This is a genomic window from Bacteroides sp. 3_2_5, assembly GCF_000159855.2.
GTDB lineage: Bacteria > Bacteroidota > Bacteroidia > Bacteroidales > Bacteroidaceae > Bacteroides > Bacteroides fragilis.
This window is the reverse complement of sequence record NZ_JH636044.1, coordinates 1,602,914-1,617,896: the sequence shown is the minus strand read 5'-3', so window position 1 is coordinate 1,617,896 and position 14,983 is coordinate 1,602,914. Positions and strand designations below refer to the sequence as shown.

General features: G+C 42.6%; 12 protein-coding genes and 1 tRNA gene. 7 read left to right on the top strand and 6 right to left on the bottom strand.

All coding sequences use genetic code 11. The features are described 5' to 3' along the window. Nucleotides 1-8: 8 nt before the first annotated feature. Nucleotides 9-482 carry a copper resistance protein NlpE N-terminal domain-containing protein gene (locus BSHG_RS11410; protein ID WP_005786100.1) on the top strand — a complete coding sequence of 158 codons (474 nt, stop codon included), beginning with the start codon at nucleotides 9-11 and terminating at the stop codon, nucleotides 480-482. Nucleotides 483-567: 85 nt separating this feature from the next. Here the strand turns inward: BSHG_RS11410 and BSHG_RS11415 are convergent, their stop codons facing one another. Beyond that, the gene (locus tag BSHG_RS11415) at nucleotides 568-2,223 is read right to left on the bottom strand and encodes a glycoside hydrolase family 31 protein (protein ID WP_005800839.1); all 1,656 of its coding nucleotides are present in this window, start codon (nucleotides 2,221-2,223) and stop codon (nucleotides 568-570) included. A gap of 318 nt (nucleotides 2,224-2,541) precedes the next feature. Here BSHG_RS11415 and BSHG_RS11420 point away from each other — a divergent pair, with 318 nt between their 5' ends. Both BSHG_RS11420 and BSHG_RS11425 read left to right on the top strand, forming a co-directional pair. After that, nucleotides 2,542-2,940: a PH domain-containing protein gene (locus BSHG_RS11420; protein ID WP_008659114.1), complete on the top strand. Its 399-nt coding sequence runs from the start codon at nucleotides 2,542-2,544 to the stop codon at nucleotides 2,938-2,940. Between the two features lie 51 nt (nucleotides 2,941-2,991). Then, nucleotides 2,992-5,565 (top strand): hypothetical protein, encoded by a 2,574-nt coding sequence (locus BSHG_RS11425; protein WP_008659113.1) that lies wholly within the window; start codon nucleotides 2,992-2,994, stop codon nucleotides 5,563-5,565. A 181-nt stretch (nucleotides 5,566-5,746) separates the two neighbouring features. Here BSHG_RS11425 and BSHG_RS11430 read toward each other — a convergent pair whose 3' ends face one another. Then, a complete protein-coding gene (locus BSHG_RS11430) occupies nucleotides 5,747-6,214 on the bottom strand; it encodes a hypothetical protein (protein ID WP_005786094.1) in 468 nt (155 codons plus the stop codon). Nucleotides 6,215-6,998: 784 nt separating this feature from the next. Continuing rightward, nucleotides 6,999-7,083, bottom strand: a tRNA-Ser gene (locus tag BSHG_RS11435). A gap of 254 nt (nucleotides 7,084-7,337) precedes the next feature. Between BSHG_RS11435 and pflB the strand changes: the two genes are divergently transcribed. Together pflB and pflA are read left to right on the top strand one after the other, a co-directional pair. After that, nucleotides 7,338-9,566, top strand: a complete 2,229-nt coding sequence (pflB, locus tag BSHG_RS11440) for a formate C-acetyltransferase (RefSeq protein WP_008659111.1) — start codon at nucleotides 7,338-7,340, stop codon at nucleotides 9,564-9,566. Between the two features lie 4 nt (nucleotides 9,567-9,570). Next, nucleotides 9,571-10,296, top strand: coding sequence for a pyruvate formate-lyase-activating protein (pflA, locus tag BSHG_RS11445; protein ID WP_005786072.1), 726 nt, complete (start codon nucleotides 9,571-9,573; stop codon nucleotides 10,294-10,296). Nucleotides 10,297-10,528: 232 nt separating this feature from the next. Here pflA and BSHG_RS11450 read toward each other — a convergent pair whose 3' ends face one another. Together BSHG_RS11450 and BSHG_RS11455 are read right to left on the bottom strand one after the other, a co-directional pair. Continuing rightward, the gene (locus BSHG_RS11450; RefSeq protein WP_008659106.1) at nucleotides 10,529-11,788 is read right to left on the bottom strand and encodes an outer membrane beta-barrel protein; all 1,260 of its coding nucleotides are present in this window, start codon (nucleotides 11,786-11,788) and stop codon (nucleotides 10,529-10,531) included. 54 nt (nucleotides 11,789-11,842) lie between these two features. Further along, nucleotides 11,843-12,391 carry an RNA polymerase sigma factor gene (locus BSHG_RS11455; RefSeq protein ID WP_005786067.1) on the bottom strand — a complete coding sequence of 183 codons (549 nt, stop codon included), beginning with the start codon at nucleotides 12,389-12,391 and terminating at the stop codon, nucleotides 11,843-11,845. Nucleotides 12,392-12,578: 187 nt separating this feature from the next. On the opposite strand from BSHG_RS11455, the gene BSHG_RS11460 reads away from it, so the two are divergent. Next, nucleotides 12,579-13,331 (top strand): NigD-like protein, encoded by a 753-nt coding sequence (locus BSHG_RS11460; protein ID WP_005786065.1) that lies wholly within the window; start codon nucleotides 12,579-12,581, stop codon nucleotides 13,329-13,331. 104 nt (nucleotides 13,332-13,435) lie between these two features. Here the strand turns inward: BSHG_RS11460 and BSHG_RS11465 are convergent, their stop codons facing one another. Continuing rightward, the gene (locus BSHG_RS11465; protein WP_032497454.1) at nucleotides 13,436-14,362 is read right to left on the bottom strand and encodes a hydrogen peroxide-inducible genes activator; all 927 of its coding nucleotides are present in this window, start codon (nucleotides 14,360-14,362) and stop codon (nucleotides 13,436-13,438) included. A gap of 141 nt (nucleotides 14,363-14,503) precedes the next feature. Between BSHG_RS11465 and BSHG_RS11470 the strand changes: the two genes are divergently transcribed. Then, nucleotides 14,504-14,977 (top strand): Dps family protein, encoded by a 474-nt coding sequence (locus BSHG_RS11470; RefSeq protein WP_005786060.1) that lies wholly within the window; start codon nucleotides 14,504-14,506, stop codon nucleotides 14,975-14,977. The last annotated feature ends 6 nt before the right edge of the window (nucleotides 14,978-14,983 follow it).

Here is a 14,983-nt window from a genome sequence, read left to right as displayed (position 1 = left end):
ACTTAACAATGAAAAAAGTAATTATGTTAGCAGCCGTCGTTGCTGCATTGGTATCCTGCCAATCAAAAGGAACGAAAGCTGAAGAAGCAGTCGCAGACAGTCTGGCAGTAGCTATGGAACCCACAATGGAAGAAACCCAGGTATATGAAGGTGTGCTTCCTGCTGCTGACGGTCCGGGCATCCGTTACGTGTTAACTTTGAACACACTGGCGAACGCAACCGATACAACGTATACACTGGACGTCACTTATCTGGATGCTGAAGGTAAAGGCAAAGACAAGACTTTTACTTCTAAAGGAAAGCCGGTAAAAGTGGAGAAAACCGTCAAAGATAAAAAGAAAACGGCCATCAAACTGAATCCGAGTGACGGAAGTGAACCTGTTTATTTCGTAATTGCCAATGATACTACCCTGACACTGGCTGATGACAGCCTGGAAGTATCGGAAAGCGATCTGAATTACAACATTATCCGTGTAAAGTAACGCCGAATTAGCTTAAACTTACAAAAACAAAAGCCACGCTGTACATATTGACAGTGTGGCTTTTCTTGTTTTATCGGCCCAGAAATTATTTCGTCAGTTTCTCAAAATATGGCAAACGTTCAAGGGGAACATCTATTGTCATTGTCCGCGGCCCTTTAAACACCTTGCCCCGATCATCTTTCCATCTACCCTTTGGCAACATTACGGTACGGCTTGTTCCGGATGTCAGCATCGGAGCTACCAGATATTTATCCCCCAGCATAAACTGGTCTTTGCAATCGATGAATCCCTGGTGAGGATACTGATATTCCATGTGGCGAACAATGGGTTCACCGGTCTTTGACGCATGTTTTGCCAACTCCAAAATATAATCTCCCATTTGCTGGTGAAGATGGGCATACTTCGCACAAATAGCCACATTCTCTTTACTGAGAATACGCCAAGGAGCTACCGAGAATTGCATCATTGGCATCAGGGCATGCACCTGGCACGAACGTACAATAAGTTCTTCATCAAATTTCTTCACATTCAGAAAAGCTCCGAATTGTCCTCCGCCTACCATATCGGGACAAGTATAATAATGCCCCAACAATCCGGCAGCAGTCATATCGGGAATCAATAACTGAGTCGCACGCCAAGAATAATCTTTATCACCCAGCCGCTGTACCAATGCCTGGCCACCCAACTTCCAAGATGCACGCAATTCATTGTAAGGAAAACTCAAACCTATCTCAGCCCATTTTTCCATAAAAGTATTCACATTGGCATTCTTATCATGAAAAGTATACTCTCCTGTCATATAAGCTACGTCTCCACCATCAAACTTAAATCCGTCGATACCATATTTTTCTTGATTGGCTTTTAACTGTTCCTTCAGATAATTCATAGCCTCCGGATTTGTGGTATCATAACAGGCACTGTAACCATTCCACCAATGAATAATGGCCGTGCGCCCGTTTTTATCTTTCAACAAATATCCTTTTGCTTCCAATTCACGGAATTCGGGACTATCGGGCGAAACATAGGGAGCCACCCACAACATCACCTTGAATCCCATCCGGTGCAACTCGTCAGTCATCCCTTTCGGATCCGGAAACCTCTCGGTTTTGAAGTCAAAGTTACCATAATATCTCTGCCAGTTATCATCTACCATAAACACCCCCTGAGGAAATCCGTTCTCCACAGCTTTATGGGCATAATTCATAATGTCTTCCTGATTTTGATCATACATCAGCTCAATCCAGGTATTATATTGCGGAAGAGAAAAGAAAGTAGGTTCCGGAATCTTTCCCGAAGGTGGAAAATGTTTAGCCGATGCAGCCAGCAAAGCCTCTTTCAGCGTAGTTCCGGCCTTCACCGGCTCTATCTTTTCCGAGTCTGAATAAATAATCAGCTGCCCATCCTTTACTTCAAAACAAAACGGATTTTCGGCCCAGATATACCTGCCCTCCGAAGAAAGCATGAACGGCACTACTTGGTTGTTCATATTATTGCGTGACATGTCTTGCATCCGCAAGTGATCATTGAATGGCATTTGATTTCCTAAAGCCACGAATCCACCCCACCATCTTTCATTTTGCAGGGGTTCGATCACTGTTTTCAATTTTTCCTGTGCGACTGCACCGAGCAGCAGCACGAATGTCACGAGAAATAGTAAAGTCGCTTTTCGTTTCATGATAGTTAGATTAATAATTAAAATTCTCAAGGGGCAAAAATAGATAAAAAAGAAAGAACAGATCATCTATCGGCAAAGAATTATTATTTCCGGACTGTAGCTTCCCGCATAAAAACAGAATCTAAATTTTCCGATTCCAAATTCTTGTCCGAATTTTGCATATTACAAGCACGCACCTGTTCAAATCTCCCTTGCCTATTTTTCATCGATCGCAGCCACGGTGGTTTAGAGAAGCTTTTATCTTTTTCACCGGAACTTTCGGAATCCAACAGGCCCTAAATAATTATTTTCGCAGTCACAATTCAGAAAAGAATAGAAAAAAGATTCTTTCATTATATTTTTTTCTATCTTTATCAGACAGTTACACATACAATCTAAAAAAAGATGGAACAAACATTTAAAGCGCGAAATCCCCAATTAGGAGTTTGGTTGTTCGCCATAGGTATAATAGCATGCATTGCGATCAGTTTCATAACTATACAAGCAATCTGGATAGGTACCGCATGTATAGGTCCCAGTGTAACCATCTATTTTTCACAAACATTCTGCAAATACATTGTCAAGAAAAACGGAGATTTACAAATAGTAAATGACTTCTTCCGCCAAAAACGAACATTCAGTCATATCACCGATGTTACGTATACTCGCCATGCCTTGGGCATGCAGAAAATAAAGATCAGACACGCCACCGGGTTTGTCATGATAGATCCCCAATCACCCCGGGAACTGATAAAAGCCCTGCAAAAGACGAATCCCGATGTAAGAGTAAAGAACTTTATTTAAGACAGGACTCACAACGGAAAAACCAATCTCCCATCTAACCCAAGATACGAAATGAAAACACCTAAAATATTAAAGGTACATTTGCTATTATACCTGTTTTGCCTGAGTGTATCTGCACAAACCACGGACAGTATTGTCCAAAAACTAAGCCAATGCGCCTACCTGATCGATAATTTTTCCAAATATATCCCTCAAGAGAAGGTTTACATGCAATTTGACAATACCAGTTATTACCAAGGTGATAATATCTGGTTTAAATGTTTCCTGGTCACTTCCGACCTGCATCCGGCCACTGACCTGAGCAAGACTTTATATGTCGAATTATTAAATCCCGGTGGTGAAGTTATCGACAAACGGACATTAAAAATAGAAAACGGACAATGCCACGGAGATTTCACACTAAACCAAATCCCGTTTTATTCAGGATTTTATGAAGTTCGTGCCTACACAAAATATATGCTGAATTTTGGAGGAGATATCATTTTCTCAAGACTGTTGCCGGTTTTCGACAAACCTAAGGCAGAAGGCGACTTTACGGAAAAAGAGATGCGGAAATATGCGACAGGAAACTACCCGCTGGAGCGTCCCAAGCCGACAAAAGGTAAAAAAGTAAATTTAAAGTTCTTCCCCGAAGGTGGAAATCTGGTTCGGGGGATAGAATCCGAAGTGGCTTTTGAAGCGACAGATACCTATGGAAACCCCATTACCCTCACCGGTATTGTTATTAACGAAGAAAAACAAGAAACAGCCCGTTTCAATGTAACACATGATGGACGGGGAATTTTCAATTACACGCCCACGGGAGAGAAACAAAAAGCAATAGTCGAATTTAATGGCAAAAAACACCAGTTCAATATGCCGGAAGCCTTACCGGAAGGATATATATTACATGCCGACAATTTATCATACACAGACAGCATTGAAATAGCAGTGCAAAAGAATTCCAATACCCCCTCCGACGTATTGGGACTGGCAGTCATCAGCGGAGGCAAACTATACAAATTCTGCCTGATCGATGTCGAAGGTAATGAAACGATTCGCTTCAAAATAGATAAAAGTAAATTAGTACCCGGAGTTTCCCGAATCGCGTTATTCAACAGTAACGGAGAGGTCCTATCGGATCGTTTGATATTTACCTATCCCCAAGAGCAATTATCCGTTCAGGTACAGGCAGACAAAGAGACATACGCCCCTTACGAATTGGTAAACCTTGAATTCACCCTGACCGGAAAAGAAAAGATTCCGGTACAAACCCCATTTGCCCTATCTGTGAGAGACGGCATGAATGAAGTAGAATCAGGGCACAATATGTTGACCGATCTTTTATTAATGTCCGAAATAAAAGGATATGTCAACAATCCCCAATATTATTTCGAATCCCGGGACGATACACACCGCAAGGCAATCGATCTCTTATTAAGAGTGCAGGGATGGCGCCGCTACTCTTGGAAACAAATGACAGGAATTGAGTCTCTTGACCTTAAATACGGACCGGAGCAAGGTATCGAAACGCGAGGGCAGGTTGTCTCTTTCGTCCGGCAACTTCCCAAGCCTAACGTAGAAGTGTCCTGCTTCCTGAAGAAACGCGGGGAGAATGAGGAAAACAGCAGTTTCATCGAAGCCATCACTACAGATAGTTTAGGACACTTCTCACTAATATCCGATATATACGGAAAATGGGACTTGATATTGGCAGTTACAGTCAATAGAAAAAAGAAAGATTACCGTATTTTATTGGATAGGCTATTCAGTCCTGCCCCCCGAAAATATCATTATGCGGATATGCAGGTAAGCATTGCCAATGCAGAAAAAGAGAAAGAACTTATGCCCGAAGTGGAAACCACTCCCCTACCTGAAGAGGATATCGAAGCCTTCTTTGCCGCTTACGCAGATTCGCTGGAAAAGGCAGGTAACCATGAAAAGAACTACCGTTTAAAAGAGGTAACCATCAAGGCCAAAAAGAGAACCAAAGAAAAAGAGATATATGAAAGCCGTTCGAAATCGATTGCTTATTATGATGTACATTCCGAACTGGACGACATAAAAGACAGTGGAAAATTTATTGGTGACGACATACACGAACTTATGATGAACATGAATAAAAATTTCAGTCCTGTTTCAGGACGAAATTACCTGTATTATAAAAGTAAAATGCCGCTTTTTGTAATCAACTATGAACGCACCCGGCATACAGAAATGGATTATAATAAGTACAAATATATAAGACTCGAAGCCATTAAATCGATTTATATCACTGAAAATCTATCTACGATTTGCCAGTATGCAGATCCGCGATTGACTCCGTTCGATGTATCCGACTTATATAGTTGTGCCGTACTGATCGAAACATATCCGGAAGGTAAGATACCGACAGAAGCAGGGAAAGGTGTCCGAAAAACATGGCTCGATGGTTACAGCCAAGTTAAAGAATTCTATCACCCCAATTATTCTGTGCTCCCTCCTGTCCCCGACTATCGTCGTACATTATACTGGAATCCGTCTGTCACTCCGGATAAGGAGGGAAAAGCACATATCCGGTTCTATAATAACAGTAGATGCCGGAAACTGAAAATAAGTGCAGAAACTATCACAACGAATGGATTAATCGGTACCTACGGGAATTGATAAAAAACGGGAATCTCCCGAAAGAATACAGAGAAAATACAGTTTTCATTTTTCCTTTCGCCTGTTTTTACTTTTCCCAATATGGATAGTTGCCATCATCCGTGGGGAGGACATTCAGAAGTTTACTAAAAAAGGTGGCATACGGAATAACCGCGAAGCCACCTTTCTTTTACTTTCCAGCCTATCTAGCCACTATCAACTGGACACCAATAGCAAATATAAAATAAGCTACATAGCAGAGTATGGAAACGCCCAGGGAAACAAGCAGTTGTTTTATAAAAGATTTTTCCTGCCGCATATGATTATAATTGAACGTAGCACCCATGATGCCGAACAAGGCTCCAATCAACCCACCTAGAAAGACAAGTAACACAGGCAGACCGCCCACTATGTATTCGCGGATAGATAGCCGTTCCTCCAGATCGATTTTCTGTCCGCGGAACACAGCGACATGGACAAAATCAAAACCATAGACAACCTTTATTTCTTCTTTTTCCCCATTGGTGTTAATCACATAATATTTCGGATTGAATCGTCCTTGTTTTTTGATCTCTCTTCCGTCTTGGTATAAACGTTGATTAAAAGGACCGTATTTCAACTTTAAATCACCTTGTACACCTTCCAATGTAAAATTCAACTCTTTTGCCATACTATTTATTTTAGAATTAAGTCTATTTACAAAGATAGACAAAAGCTTTGATTTTGATCACTCATAAATTATTTAATTTAACGTGAATACGATATAATTCATCAATCTGTTATCTTAAAAAAATAGGAATACAGCAATAAAATCATTTAAGTTAGAATATTTAATCATAAGATTCAACAACTTACCACTATAATCACCGAAGATAAAGTTAGTATTCATTTCATAGCCAACACGCTATCAGCCATTACCGTTTATTGTCTCTTTAAAAAACAACCAGCCATTGGTGTAAATTTCACAAATGACGACAACTGAAAATCTTTTAAATAATGTCGACCTCAGGTCAATTACTGATATATAGAAAAAAGTAAAAAAGAATGTAGTATAATGAATTAGAGGATAGCAAAACACTGAAATAAAGGAATAGCCCGACTATATATCTTACAAAAGGAATACAAAAAATAGAACCTTGCTTTGATTGATAAACTTTGATAATGTGTGTCGCTCCTTAAAAAGTAACGTTCAAGCCAACGGTCTATATAAGAGGCCTCAACTATTGCATTTACAACTAGACACCGACGGTGTGGTAATGACATCTGCTCAAGTAGCGGAACAAATAAAATCGATTTTCCCACTATTCTACATATAAGGTAGGTCCCCAAGGGTTATCATTGATCTACGTTGCTCCTCGTTCTTTATTATGCAGACTGATATGTTATATACTAAAAAAAGAAAGTCCTTGAATTATTGAAATTCAAGGACTTATAACTTTGTTTTTTGTTTCCAGCGGAGAGACAGGGATTCGAACCCCGGGTACCTCGCAGTACAACGGTTTTCAAGACCGCCGCAATCGACCACTCTGCCACCTCTCCAGAACTACGGTTAAGTAGTGCTTTTCTCTTAAAGCGCTGCAAAGGTACGAATCATTTTTTAACTTGCAAATTATTCCGCAAAAAAATATTAGAAAAGTATATTTGGAAGTAATAACTGCTATCTAGCTTCTCCCCATAAATAGGTATTTTTATGCTATTCAACATAAAATAGGACCCTTTTATATACCTAAACCGAAAAAAGGTTGTAAATTTGCGCGCTCTAAAGGATAACTAACCACTAACTGATTAATTTTATGGAACTGAATAAGACCTTTAAAGATGGACTTTGGAGCAAAGAAATCAATGTAAGGGATTTCGTTAGTAACAACATCACTCCTTATGAAGGGGATGCTTCTTTCCTGCAAGGACCTACCGAACGCACCAAAGCTGTCTGGAATCACTGTCTCAAAGCTCTCGAAGAAGAGAGAAACAATAATGGTATTCGTGCACTCGACTACATAACTGTATCTACTATAACCTCTCACCCTGCCGGCTACATCGATAAAGAGAACGAACTGATCGTCGGACTACAGACCGATCAGGTGTTAAAACGTGCCATCAAACCGTTTGGCGGAATCAATGTGGTTATGAAAGCTTGCCGTGAAAACGGAGTGGAAGTAGATGACAGAGTTAAGGATATCTTCACTCACTATCGCAAGACTCATAATGATGGGGTATTCGATGTGTATACCGAAGAAATTCGTTCGTTCCGTTCATTGGGATTCCTTACCGGACTTCCCGACAACTATGCACGCGGACGTATCATCGGTGATTATCGCCGCCTGGCTCTCTATGGTCTTGACCGTCTGATAGAAGCTAAAAAAGAAGATCTGCATAATCTGACAGGTCCTATGACTGAAGCCCGCATTCGTCTTCGCGAAGAAGTAGCCGAGCAAATCAAGGCCCTGAAAGAGATTAAAGTATTGGGCGAATATTATGGTTTGGATCTGAGCCGACCGGCATATACCGCACAGGAAGCTGTACAATGGGTGTATATGGCTTATCTGGCTGCCGTAAAAGAGCAGGATGGTGCTGCCATGTCACTGGGTAATGTATCTTCATTCCTCGACATCTATCTTGAATATGAATTAAGCCAGGGTACGATAACCGAAACATTCGCTCAGGAACTGATCGACCAATTCGTTATCAAACTCCGTATGGTACGCCACTTGCGTATGCAGTCGTACAACGATATTTTTGCGGGTGATCCCACATGGGTGACCGAATCTATCGGTGGACGTTTCAATGATGGACGTACCAAAGTTACTAAAACTTCTTTCCGCTTCTTGCAGACACTTTATAACTTAGGCCCGTCACCGGAACCTAACATGACTGTACTATGGAGCCCTGAGTTACCCGAAGGTTTCAAAGCATTCTGTGCACAAGTATCTATCGACACTTCTTCCGTACAATACGAAAACGACGACCTAATGCGTGAAGTCCGTCAATCGGATGACTACGGAATCGCTTGTTGTGTTTCATATCAGGAAATCGGAAAGCAGATTCAATTCTTCGGCGCACGTGCCAACCTTGCCAAAGCCCTGCTACTGGCTATCAACGGAGGACGTTGCGAAAATACAGGTACAGTTATGGTAAAAGACATCCCTGTATTGACCGGTGAAACACTGAAGTTCGAAGAAGTAATGGCCAACTATAAGAAAGTATTGATACAAATTGCACGTGTATACAACGAAGCAATGAATATCATACATTACATGCACGATAAGTATTACTACGAAAAGGCGCAGATGGCTTTCGTGGATACTGATCCCCGCATTAACCTCGCTTATGGTGTAGCCGGACTCTCAATCGCCATCGATTCACTGTCCGCCATCAAATATGCACATGTGAAAGCCCGTCGCAACGACATCGGACTGACGGAGGGATTCGATATCGAAGGTGCTTTCCCTTGTTTCGGTAATGACGATGACCGTGTAGACCACCTGGGTGTGGACCTGGTATATTTCTTTAGCGAAGAATTAAAGAAACTCCCCGTATATAAGAATGCCCGTCCTACCCTTTCGCTGCTGACTATCACTTCGAACGTAATGTATGGCAAGAAGACCGGTGCCACTCCTGACGGACGCGCCAAAGGCATTGCCTTTGCTCCCGGTGCCAACCCCATGCACGGACGTGATAAAAATGGTGCAATCGCCTCACTGAGTTCTGTAGCCAAGTTGCGTTATCGCGACTCACAGGATGGTATCAGCAATACATTCTCAATCGTTCCCAAATCATTGGGAGCAACACAAGAAGACCGTATCGACAATCTGGTGACCATGATGGACGGATATTTTACAAAAGGCGCACACCACCTGAACGTAAACGTGCTGAACCGGGAAATGTTGCGGGATGCGATGGAACATCCCGAAAAGTATCCGCAACTGACTATCCGTGTCTCAGGATATGCCGTTAATTTCGTGAAATTGAGCCGCGAACATCAGTTGGAAGTAATCAGCCGCAGTTTCCACGAAAGAATGTAATTGAATGATAAACGTACACTCATACGAGTCAATGGGAACATTCGACGGGCCGGGTCTCCGGCTCGTCGTTTTCCTTCAAGGGTGTAACTTCCGTTGCCTCTATTGTGCCAATCCGGACACAATTGAAGCCAAAGGAGGGACAGCAACCGACCCTGAGGAAATAGTTCGCATGGCCGTCAGTCAGAAAGCTTTCTTCGGTAAAAAGGGAGGTATCACCTTTTCCGGCGGAGAGCCTACTTTTCAAGCAAAATCGCTTATCCCACTTTTTAAAAGACTAAAGGAAGCAGGAATCCATATTTGCCTTGATACCAATGGCGGGCTATGGAACAATGATGTAGAGGAACTATTGGAATTGACTGATCTGGTTTTATTAGATATCAAAGAATTTAATCCGGAACATCATCAGTCTTTAACCGGAAGAAGCAACGAGCAGACCCTGAAAACCGCAGCCTGGCTTGAAACCAATCATAAACCATTCTGGTTGCGATACGTATTAGTGCCCGGCTACAGTGACTTCGAAGACGATATCCGGCAGCTGGGAGAGCATCTTGGAACGTACCAGATGATTCAGCGTGTAGAAATATTGCCTTACCACACCTTGGGTGTTCACAAATATGAAGCAATGAACAAAGAATATATGCTGAAAGGAGTGAAAGAGAATACTCCGGAGCAGATAGAAAAGGCTGAGAAACTATTCAGGCAATATTTCCGGACCGTACAAGTGAATTGACTTATATAAGTGTCGAAACTCGTATTCGCCACAGATTACACGAATTTACACAGATAAAGATTCATTGGCCATCAATAGATTAAGTTCACTCTGCGGTGAATTATGACGATTGCGCTTATTTATAATTTTGTAAGTCACGACATAAAAATCTCCCTGTTCTTGCCTCAATTCATTACAATACAAGGCAAGAACAGGGAAATAATGTAACCGGCATATTTTTTGCCACCCTACTTTAATAAGTGAATCGCAATCCTGCCTGCAAGTTAAAGTTACAAGGCCTTTCTTTTCGGATGGTTTGTACTTTGGAGCCATCATCAAAGAAATACGAAACTCCCGGTTCCACATATAGGCCGACATGATCTGTCGCATTGAATTGCGCTCCCACGGCACCGGCTACAGAAAATTGCAAAGGCTTCACATTCACCTTATCATCCGCCAACTTTCCATAAACACACTTTTCAACCATTCCTCCGGCAGATACATAGAGTGTAAAATATTTCTTTTCCAGAAAATTCCAGTTTCCACGTACAGGAATACCTATATAATGCAATTTCTGACTCTGCATCTTGGTATCCCCCTGCCGTTTGATGTCAGAAGACAACAACGTATAAGTCAATCCCGTCTCTACAGAGAAACCTTTGGGAAGAGACTTACGTACAGACAGTCCGAAGCTAACCGGCTGATGATGTTCATAATCCACCACGGCAGTTGTATTGGACTTCAGGTAAGGAACCCCTTCCTCAAATATAACTTCCTGATCGGCAGGAATACTCACAGCTCCATTCATGATCGTCATCAAGTCGACCCTGTTAGTCATCGGACGGGGCGCAAAATTTTCGGAACCATTTGTCGGAAGTCCACCTCCATTACCGATACCCACTCCCATCGACCATTTACCACCACGTTTAGCAGAAGAGTCTCCGATAGGCAACTGATACTTGTCTTTACCGGACGGTCGCCGCGCTTCTTTCCTCTTTGGAGGCTGCGCCGTCGCACTTTCTTTTTTCTCGATTGCAGCAGTTGCTTCCTGTTGCGGCTCAGCTCTCTTTTCCTCCGTCACTGCCTCCGGTCGCTTCTCTGCCAGGGAGGATACCTCCGGAACAATCACCGGATCAGTATTTTTTGCCAAATAGCCCGAAACAGGGTTGATGCTCGTCGTTCCTACCGGCTTAACGGGTTCGGATACAGCTACCTGTACATCCGGCAAGGCAGGTTCCGGCAATACATCCGGGTTGACAGCCAGTGAAGGAGTCGTTGCATAACGGATTTCATCAGCTACCGGACTATTCAGAAAATACAAACTGACAGCAGTCGTTACCACCAATACCACAGCTGCCGCAGCAACCGCCCACCGGCGATACGGATATATTCGTTTTTCGGTTACAGGCATCAGTTCCCTTTCCAGTCGTTCCCAACCGGAAGCAGGCATCGGCTCCGAATAATCTTCGAGCTTATCCTTGAATGCTTTAATCCATTTTTCGTCTTCTTTCATCATTCTATTTCATTTTTGAAATCCAAGGTTCACCTCAGTATCTGTAAATACATGTCAACCATTGGTCACCAACCATTCTTTCACTTTCTTTGCCAATACACTTTTTGCGCGAAAAAGCTGTGAGGCAGAAGATTTTTCATTAATCCCCAACATCTGTGCGATTTCCTTGTGCGACTTATCTTCAAAGGTGTATAAATTGAATACGGTACGATATCCGGCGGGGAGTTCATTAATAAATTGCATCAGCACTTTCTGTGGTATTGCTTCAACAGCCGAAGCATCCGGTTCTTCATACGTTTCGGGAACTTCATCCAGTGCCGTGGTCTGGTTCATCACGTCGTTCTTTCTTAAGAACTGTAAAGCCGTATTCACCATTACACGCTCCATCCATGCTCTCAGAGAGCCTTCACCCCGCCAGGTAAACTTGTCGAAGGAGTCGAAAATCTTCAGGAAACCGTCGTGTACCAAGTCTTGTGCCATGTCTCTGTCTCCGGCATAACGAAGACAGACACCAAGCATGCGCCCTGCGTACTGCTCATAAAGTTCTTTGCGGGCACGATTATCTCCCTGCCTGCAACGTTCCGACAGCTCTAACTCATTCATTCTCCTAAACACGTGTTTACCTTATAAATGCAGCAAAGATAGAAATACTGCACAGAGAGAACAACTCTTTTATCACTTTTGTTTCTTTAACATTTTAGGATGCAATATTTCATCACTTCCTGCATTTTTTCAATACAATAAAGAATAAATCTCAATGGATAAATAGGATAAAACCAACAAGAAACTTATGAAGAAATTTAATTTAATAACTTTTGCCGTCATCCTGATGTTATTGCCCATATTACAGTCATGTCTGGACGATGCCAACAACGACGAGTGGGTCACTTGTCCTCCGGGTGGAATATTAGCCATCGGCACAATGAAGATTCCCAATGCGGACACTCCAAGGGACTTTTTCATTGCGTTGGACAATGGAGACAATGTACTTCCGGCAGATACGGCCGATATACGCAACAGGAAATACACTGTTGCAGAAGGTCAAAGAGTCTTCGTTGGCTATCTGCAGATGGGAAAAGAGAAGCCCGGATATGAGAACGGTAAAATATTCACGATAGAAGATATATTGACGAAAGAGATCATCCCACTGACGGAAGCTACAGCAGACAGCATTGGAGACGACCGTATCAACGTCACAGCGCATGCACTTACGAAAGATTATCTGACCATCGAATATCAATATCTGGGCAGCATGAATGAAAATAAAAAACACATGCTGAACTTGGTACAAAACGAAATAACAGGTCCCATAAAAGATGACGGATATATCTATCTGGAGTTCCGGCATAATGCCTTTAATGACTCCCCCAATCAATTGGGTTCGAGCCTTGTTTCTTTCAAGCTGGATAGTATAGCCGAGCAATTGGCGACAGCCAAAGGAATAAAACTCCGTGTGAACACCATTTATGACAATATACAGTATGTCACAATAGATATCAACGAAGACAAAAATTTAAAAATAAAATCATTTCATTCTCAATAAAACAACAAGAAACACCTACACAATCAGGCAAAACGAGTAATAATTCTGATACATAAAAGAAATAAGGCGGCGATGTTTGTGAAAATATCGCCGTCGTTTTTATATTATACCAGGCACTGAACGGCCTGCAGGGTAAGCATCTCCTTGGGAACCGCCGCCTGAATCTCCTCTTTCAAAACCTGCAGCAGACTGGTGCGGATGAAGTCTTTCCGGGTCACCAGGACAATCTGACGGGTAGGCCGCGGGATAGCAAACGGACGGACCAGTTCTTTCTGCTCTTCGCTCAATTGCATCACTGCCAGTTCGGGAATAAACGTAATCCCCTTACCACTCTCCACCATATGCATAAAGGTTTCCATACTACCCAGCCGATACGCCATTTGGCTGATCTTAACCGCTTCCATCTGACAAAAACGAACCAACTGATCGCGGAAGCAATGCCCTTCGTCAAGAAGCCAAAGCCGTTCCCCTGTCACATCGGACGTACGAATCACATCGTGCTTGAACAACGGTTCCTTCTTTGAGACATAGCCCAGGAATTGCTCGTAGAATAAGGTCTCTTCCGTTAATGCGGCATCATCCAGCATGCTGGCAATGATAGCAGCATCCGCTTCACCGGTCAGCAGAGCCTTGCGAATGTCGGGCGTCTTCATCTCCATCACCCGTATATCAAGATCCGGGTATTTCTCCATCAGTTGCGGAAAGAAACGGGGCAGAAGATAAGGTGCAATCGTCGGTAACACTGCCAATCGGAATGTACCCGACAGGGAGTGCTGTTCTTCGCTGATGATCTCCTTGACACAGATAACTTCCGAAAGAATCTTACGGGCCTGTTCCAGCACTTTCTTACCAATGGTAGTAGGGCAAACCGGTGTCATGCTACGGTCGAACAGTTTCACCCCCAATTCGTCTTCCAGCTTTTGGATCATTGCACTCAAAGTAGGTTGCGTCACCCGGCAATACTCGGCAGCTTTAGCAAAATGCCGGAACTGGTCCACAGCCAGAATATATTCCAATTGTTGTATAGTCATCGTTCTCTGATTTATTAAAGATATAGAATCTATCAATGCAAAGATAGAAATTTTCAGTTTGACACGAATCATTTTGTGCCGTATCTTTGTTCCAGATAAAAAGAAGAAATATAGTATTAACTCAAAAAAAACAATATCATTATGAAGACTTTAAATTATACACATTTGGAAGAAAAAGGAGCTAACACCATCGTACTGTCATTACAGCAACTGCTTGCCGATTTTCAGATTCATTATGCAAACCTGAGAGGATTTCACTGGAACATCAAAGGACACGGTTTCTTCGTACTGCACAGCAAGTTTGAAGATTTATATAATGGAGCCGCCGAAAAGGTGGACGAAATAGCCGAACGTATACTGATGCTGGGAGGAACTCCCGCCAATAAATACAGTGACTATCTGAAGATGGCGCAGATCAAGGAAGTGGACGGAGTGAATAAGGCCGACGACGCTCTGAATCATATTCTCGAAACTTACGGGCATCTGATTGCGGAAGAACGTAAAATCCTGTCTCTCGCCTCTTCACACAACGACGAAGTAACAGTGGCCATGATGAGCGACTACCTGAAAGAACAGGAAAAGATGGTTTGGATGCTGACTGCATACAACGGATAACAGCCG

Bases quoted from the DNA above. Each gene is read 5' to 3' on its own strand.
- BSHG_RS11420 (WP_008659114.1), top strand. From the start codon at position 2,542: ATGGAACAAACATTTAAAGCGCGAAATCCCCAATTAGGAGTTTGGTTG.
- pflB (WP_008659111.1), top strand. From the start codon at position 7,338: ATGGAACTGAATAAGACCTTTAAAGATGGACTTTGGAGCAAAGAAATC.
- BSHG_RS11425 (WP_008659113.1), top strand. From the start codon at position 2,992: ATGAAAACACCTAAAATATTAAAGGTACATTTGCTATTATACCTGTTT.
- BSHG_RS11430 (WP_005786094.1), bottom strand. From the start codon at position 6,214: ATGGCAAAAGAGTTGAATTTTACATTGGAAGGTGTACAAGGTGATTTA.
- BSHG_RS11450 (WP_008659106.1), bottom strand. From the start codon at position 11,788: ATGAAAGAAGACGAAAAATGGATTAAAGCATTCAAGGATAAGCTCGAA.
- BSHG_RS11465 (WP_032497454.1), bottom strand. From the start codon at position 14,362: ATGACTATACAACAATTGGAATATATTCTGGCTGTGGACCAGTTCCGG.
- BSHG_RS11455 (WP_005786067.1), bottom strand. From the start codon at position 12,391: ATGAATGAGTTAGAGCTGTCGGAACGTTGCAGGCAGGGAGATAATCGT.
- BSHG_RS11460 (WP_005786065.1), top strand. From the start codon at position 12,579: ATGAAGAAATTTAATTTAATAACTTTTGCCGTCATCCTGATGTTATTG.
- pflA (WP_005786072.1), top strand. From the start codon at position 9,571: ATGATAAACGTACACTCATACGAGTCAATGGGAACATTCGACGGGCCG.
- BSHG_RS11415 (WP_005800839.1), bottom strand. From the start codon at position 2,223: ATGATCTGTTCTTTCTTTTTTATCTATTTTTGCCCCTTGAGAATTTTA.
- BSHG_RS11410 (WP_005786100.1), top strand. From the start codon at position 9: ATGAAAAAAGTAATTATGTTAGCAGCCGTCGTTGCTGCATTGGTATCC.
- BSHG_RS11470 (WP_005786060.1), top strand. From the start codon at position 14,504: ATGAAGACTTTAAATTATACACATTTGGAAGAAAAAGGAGCTAACACC.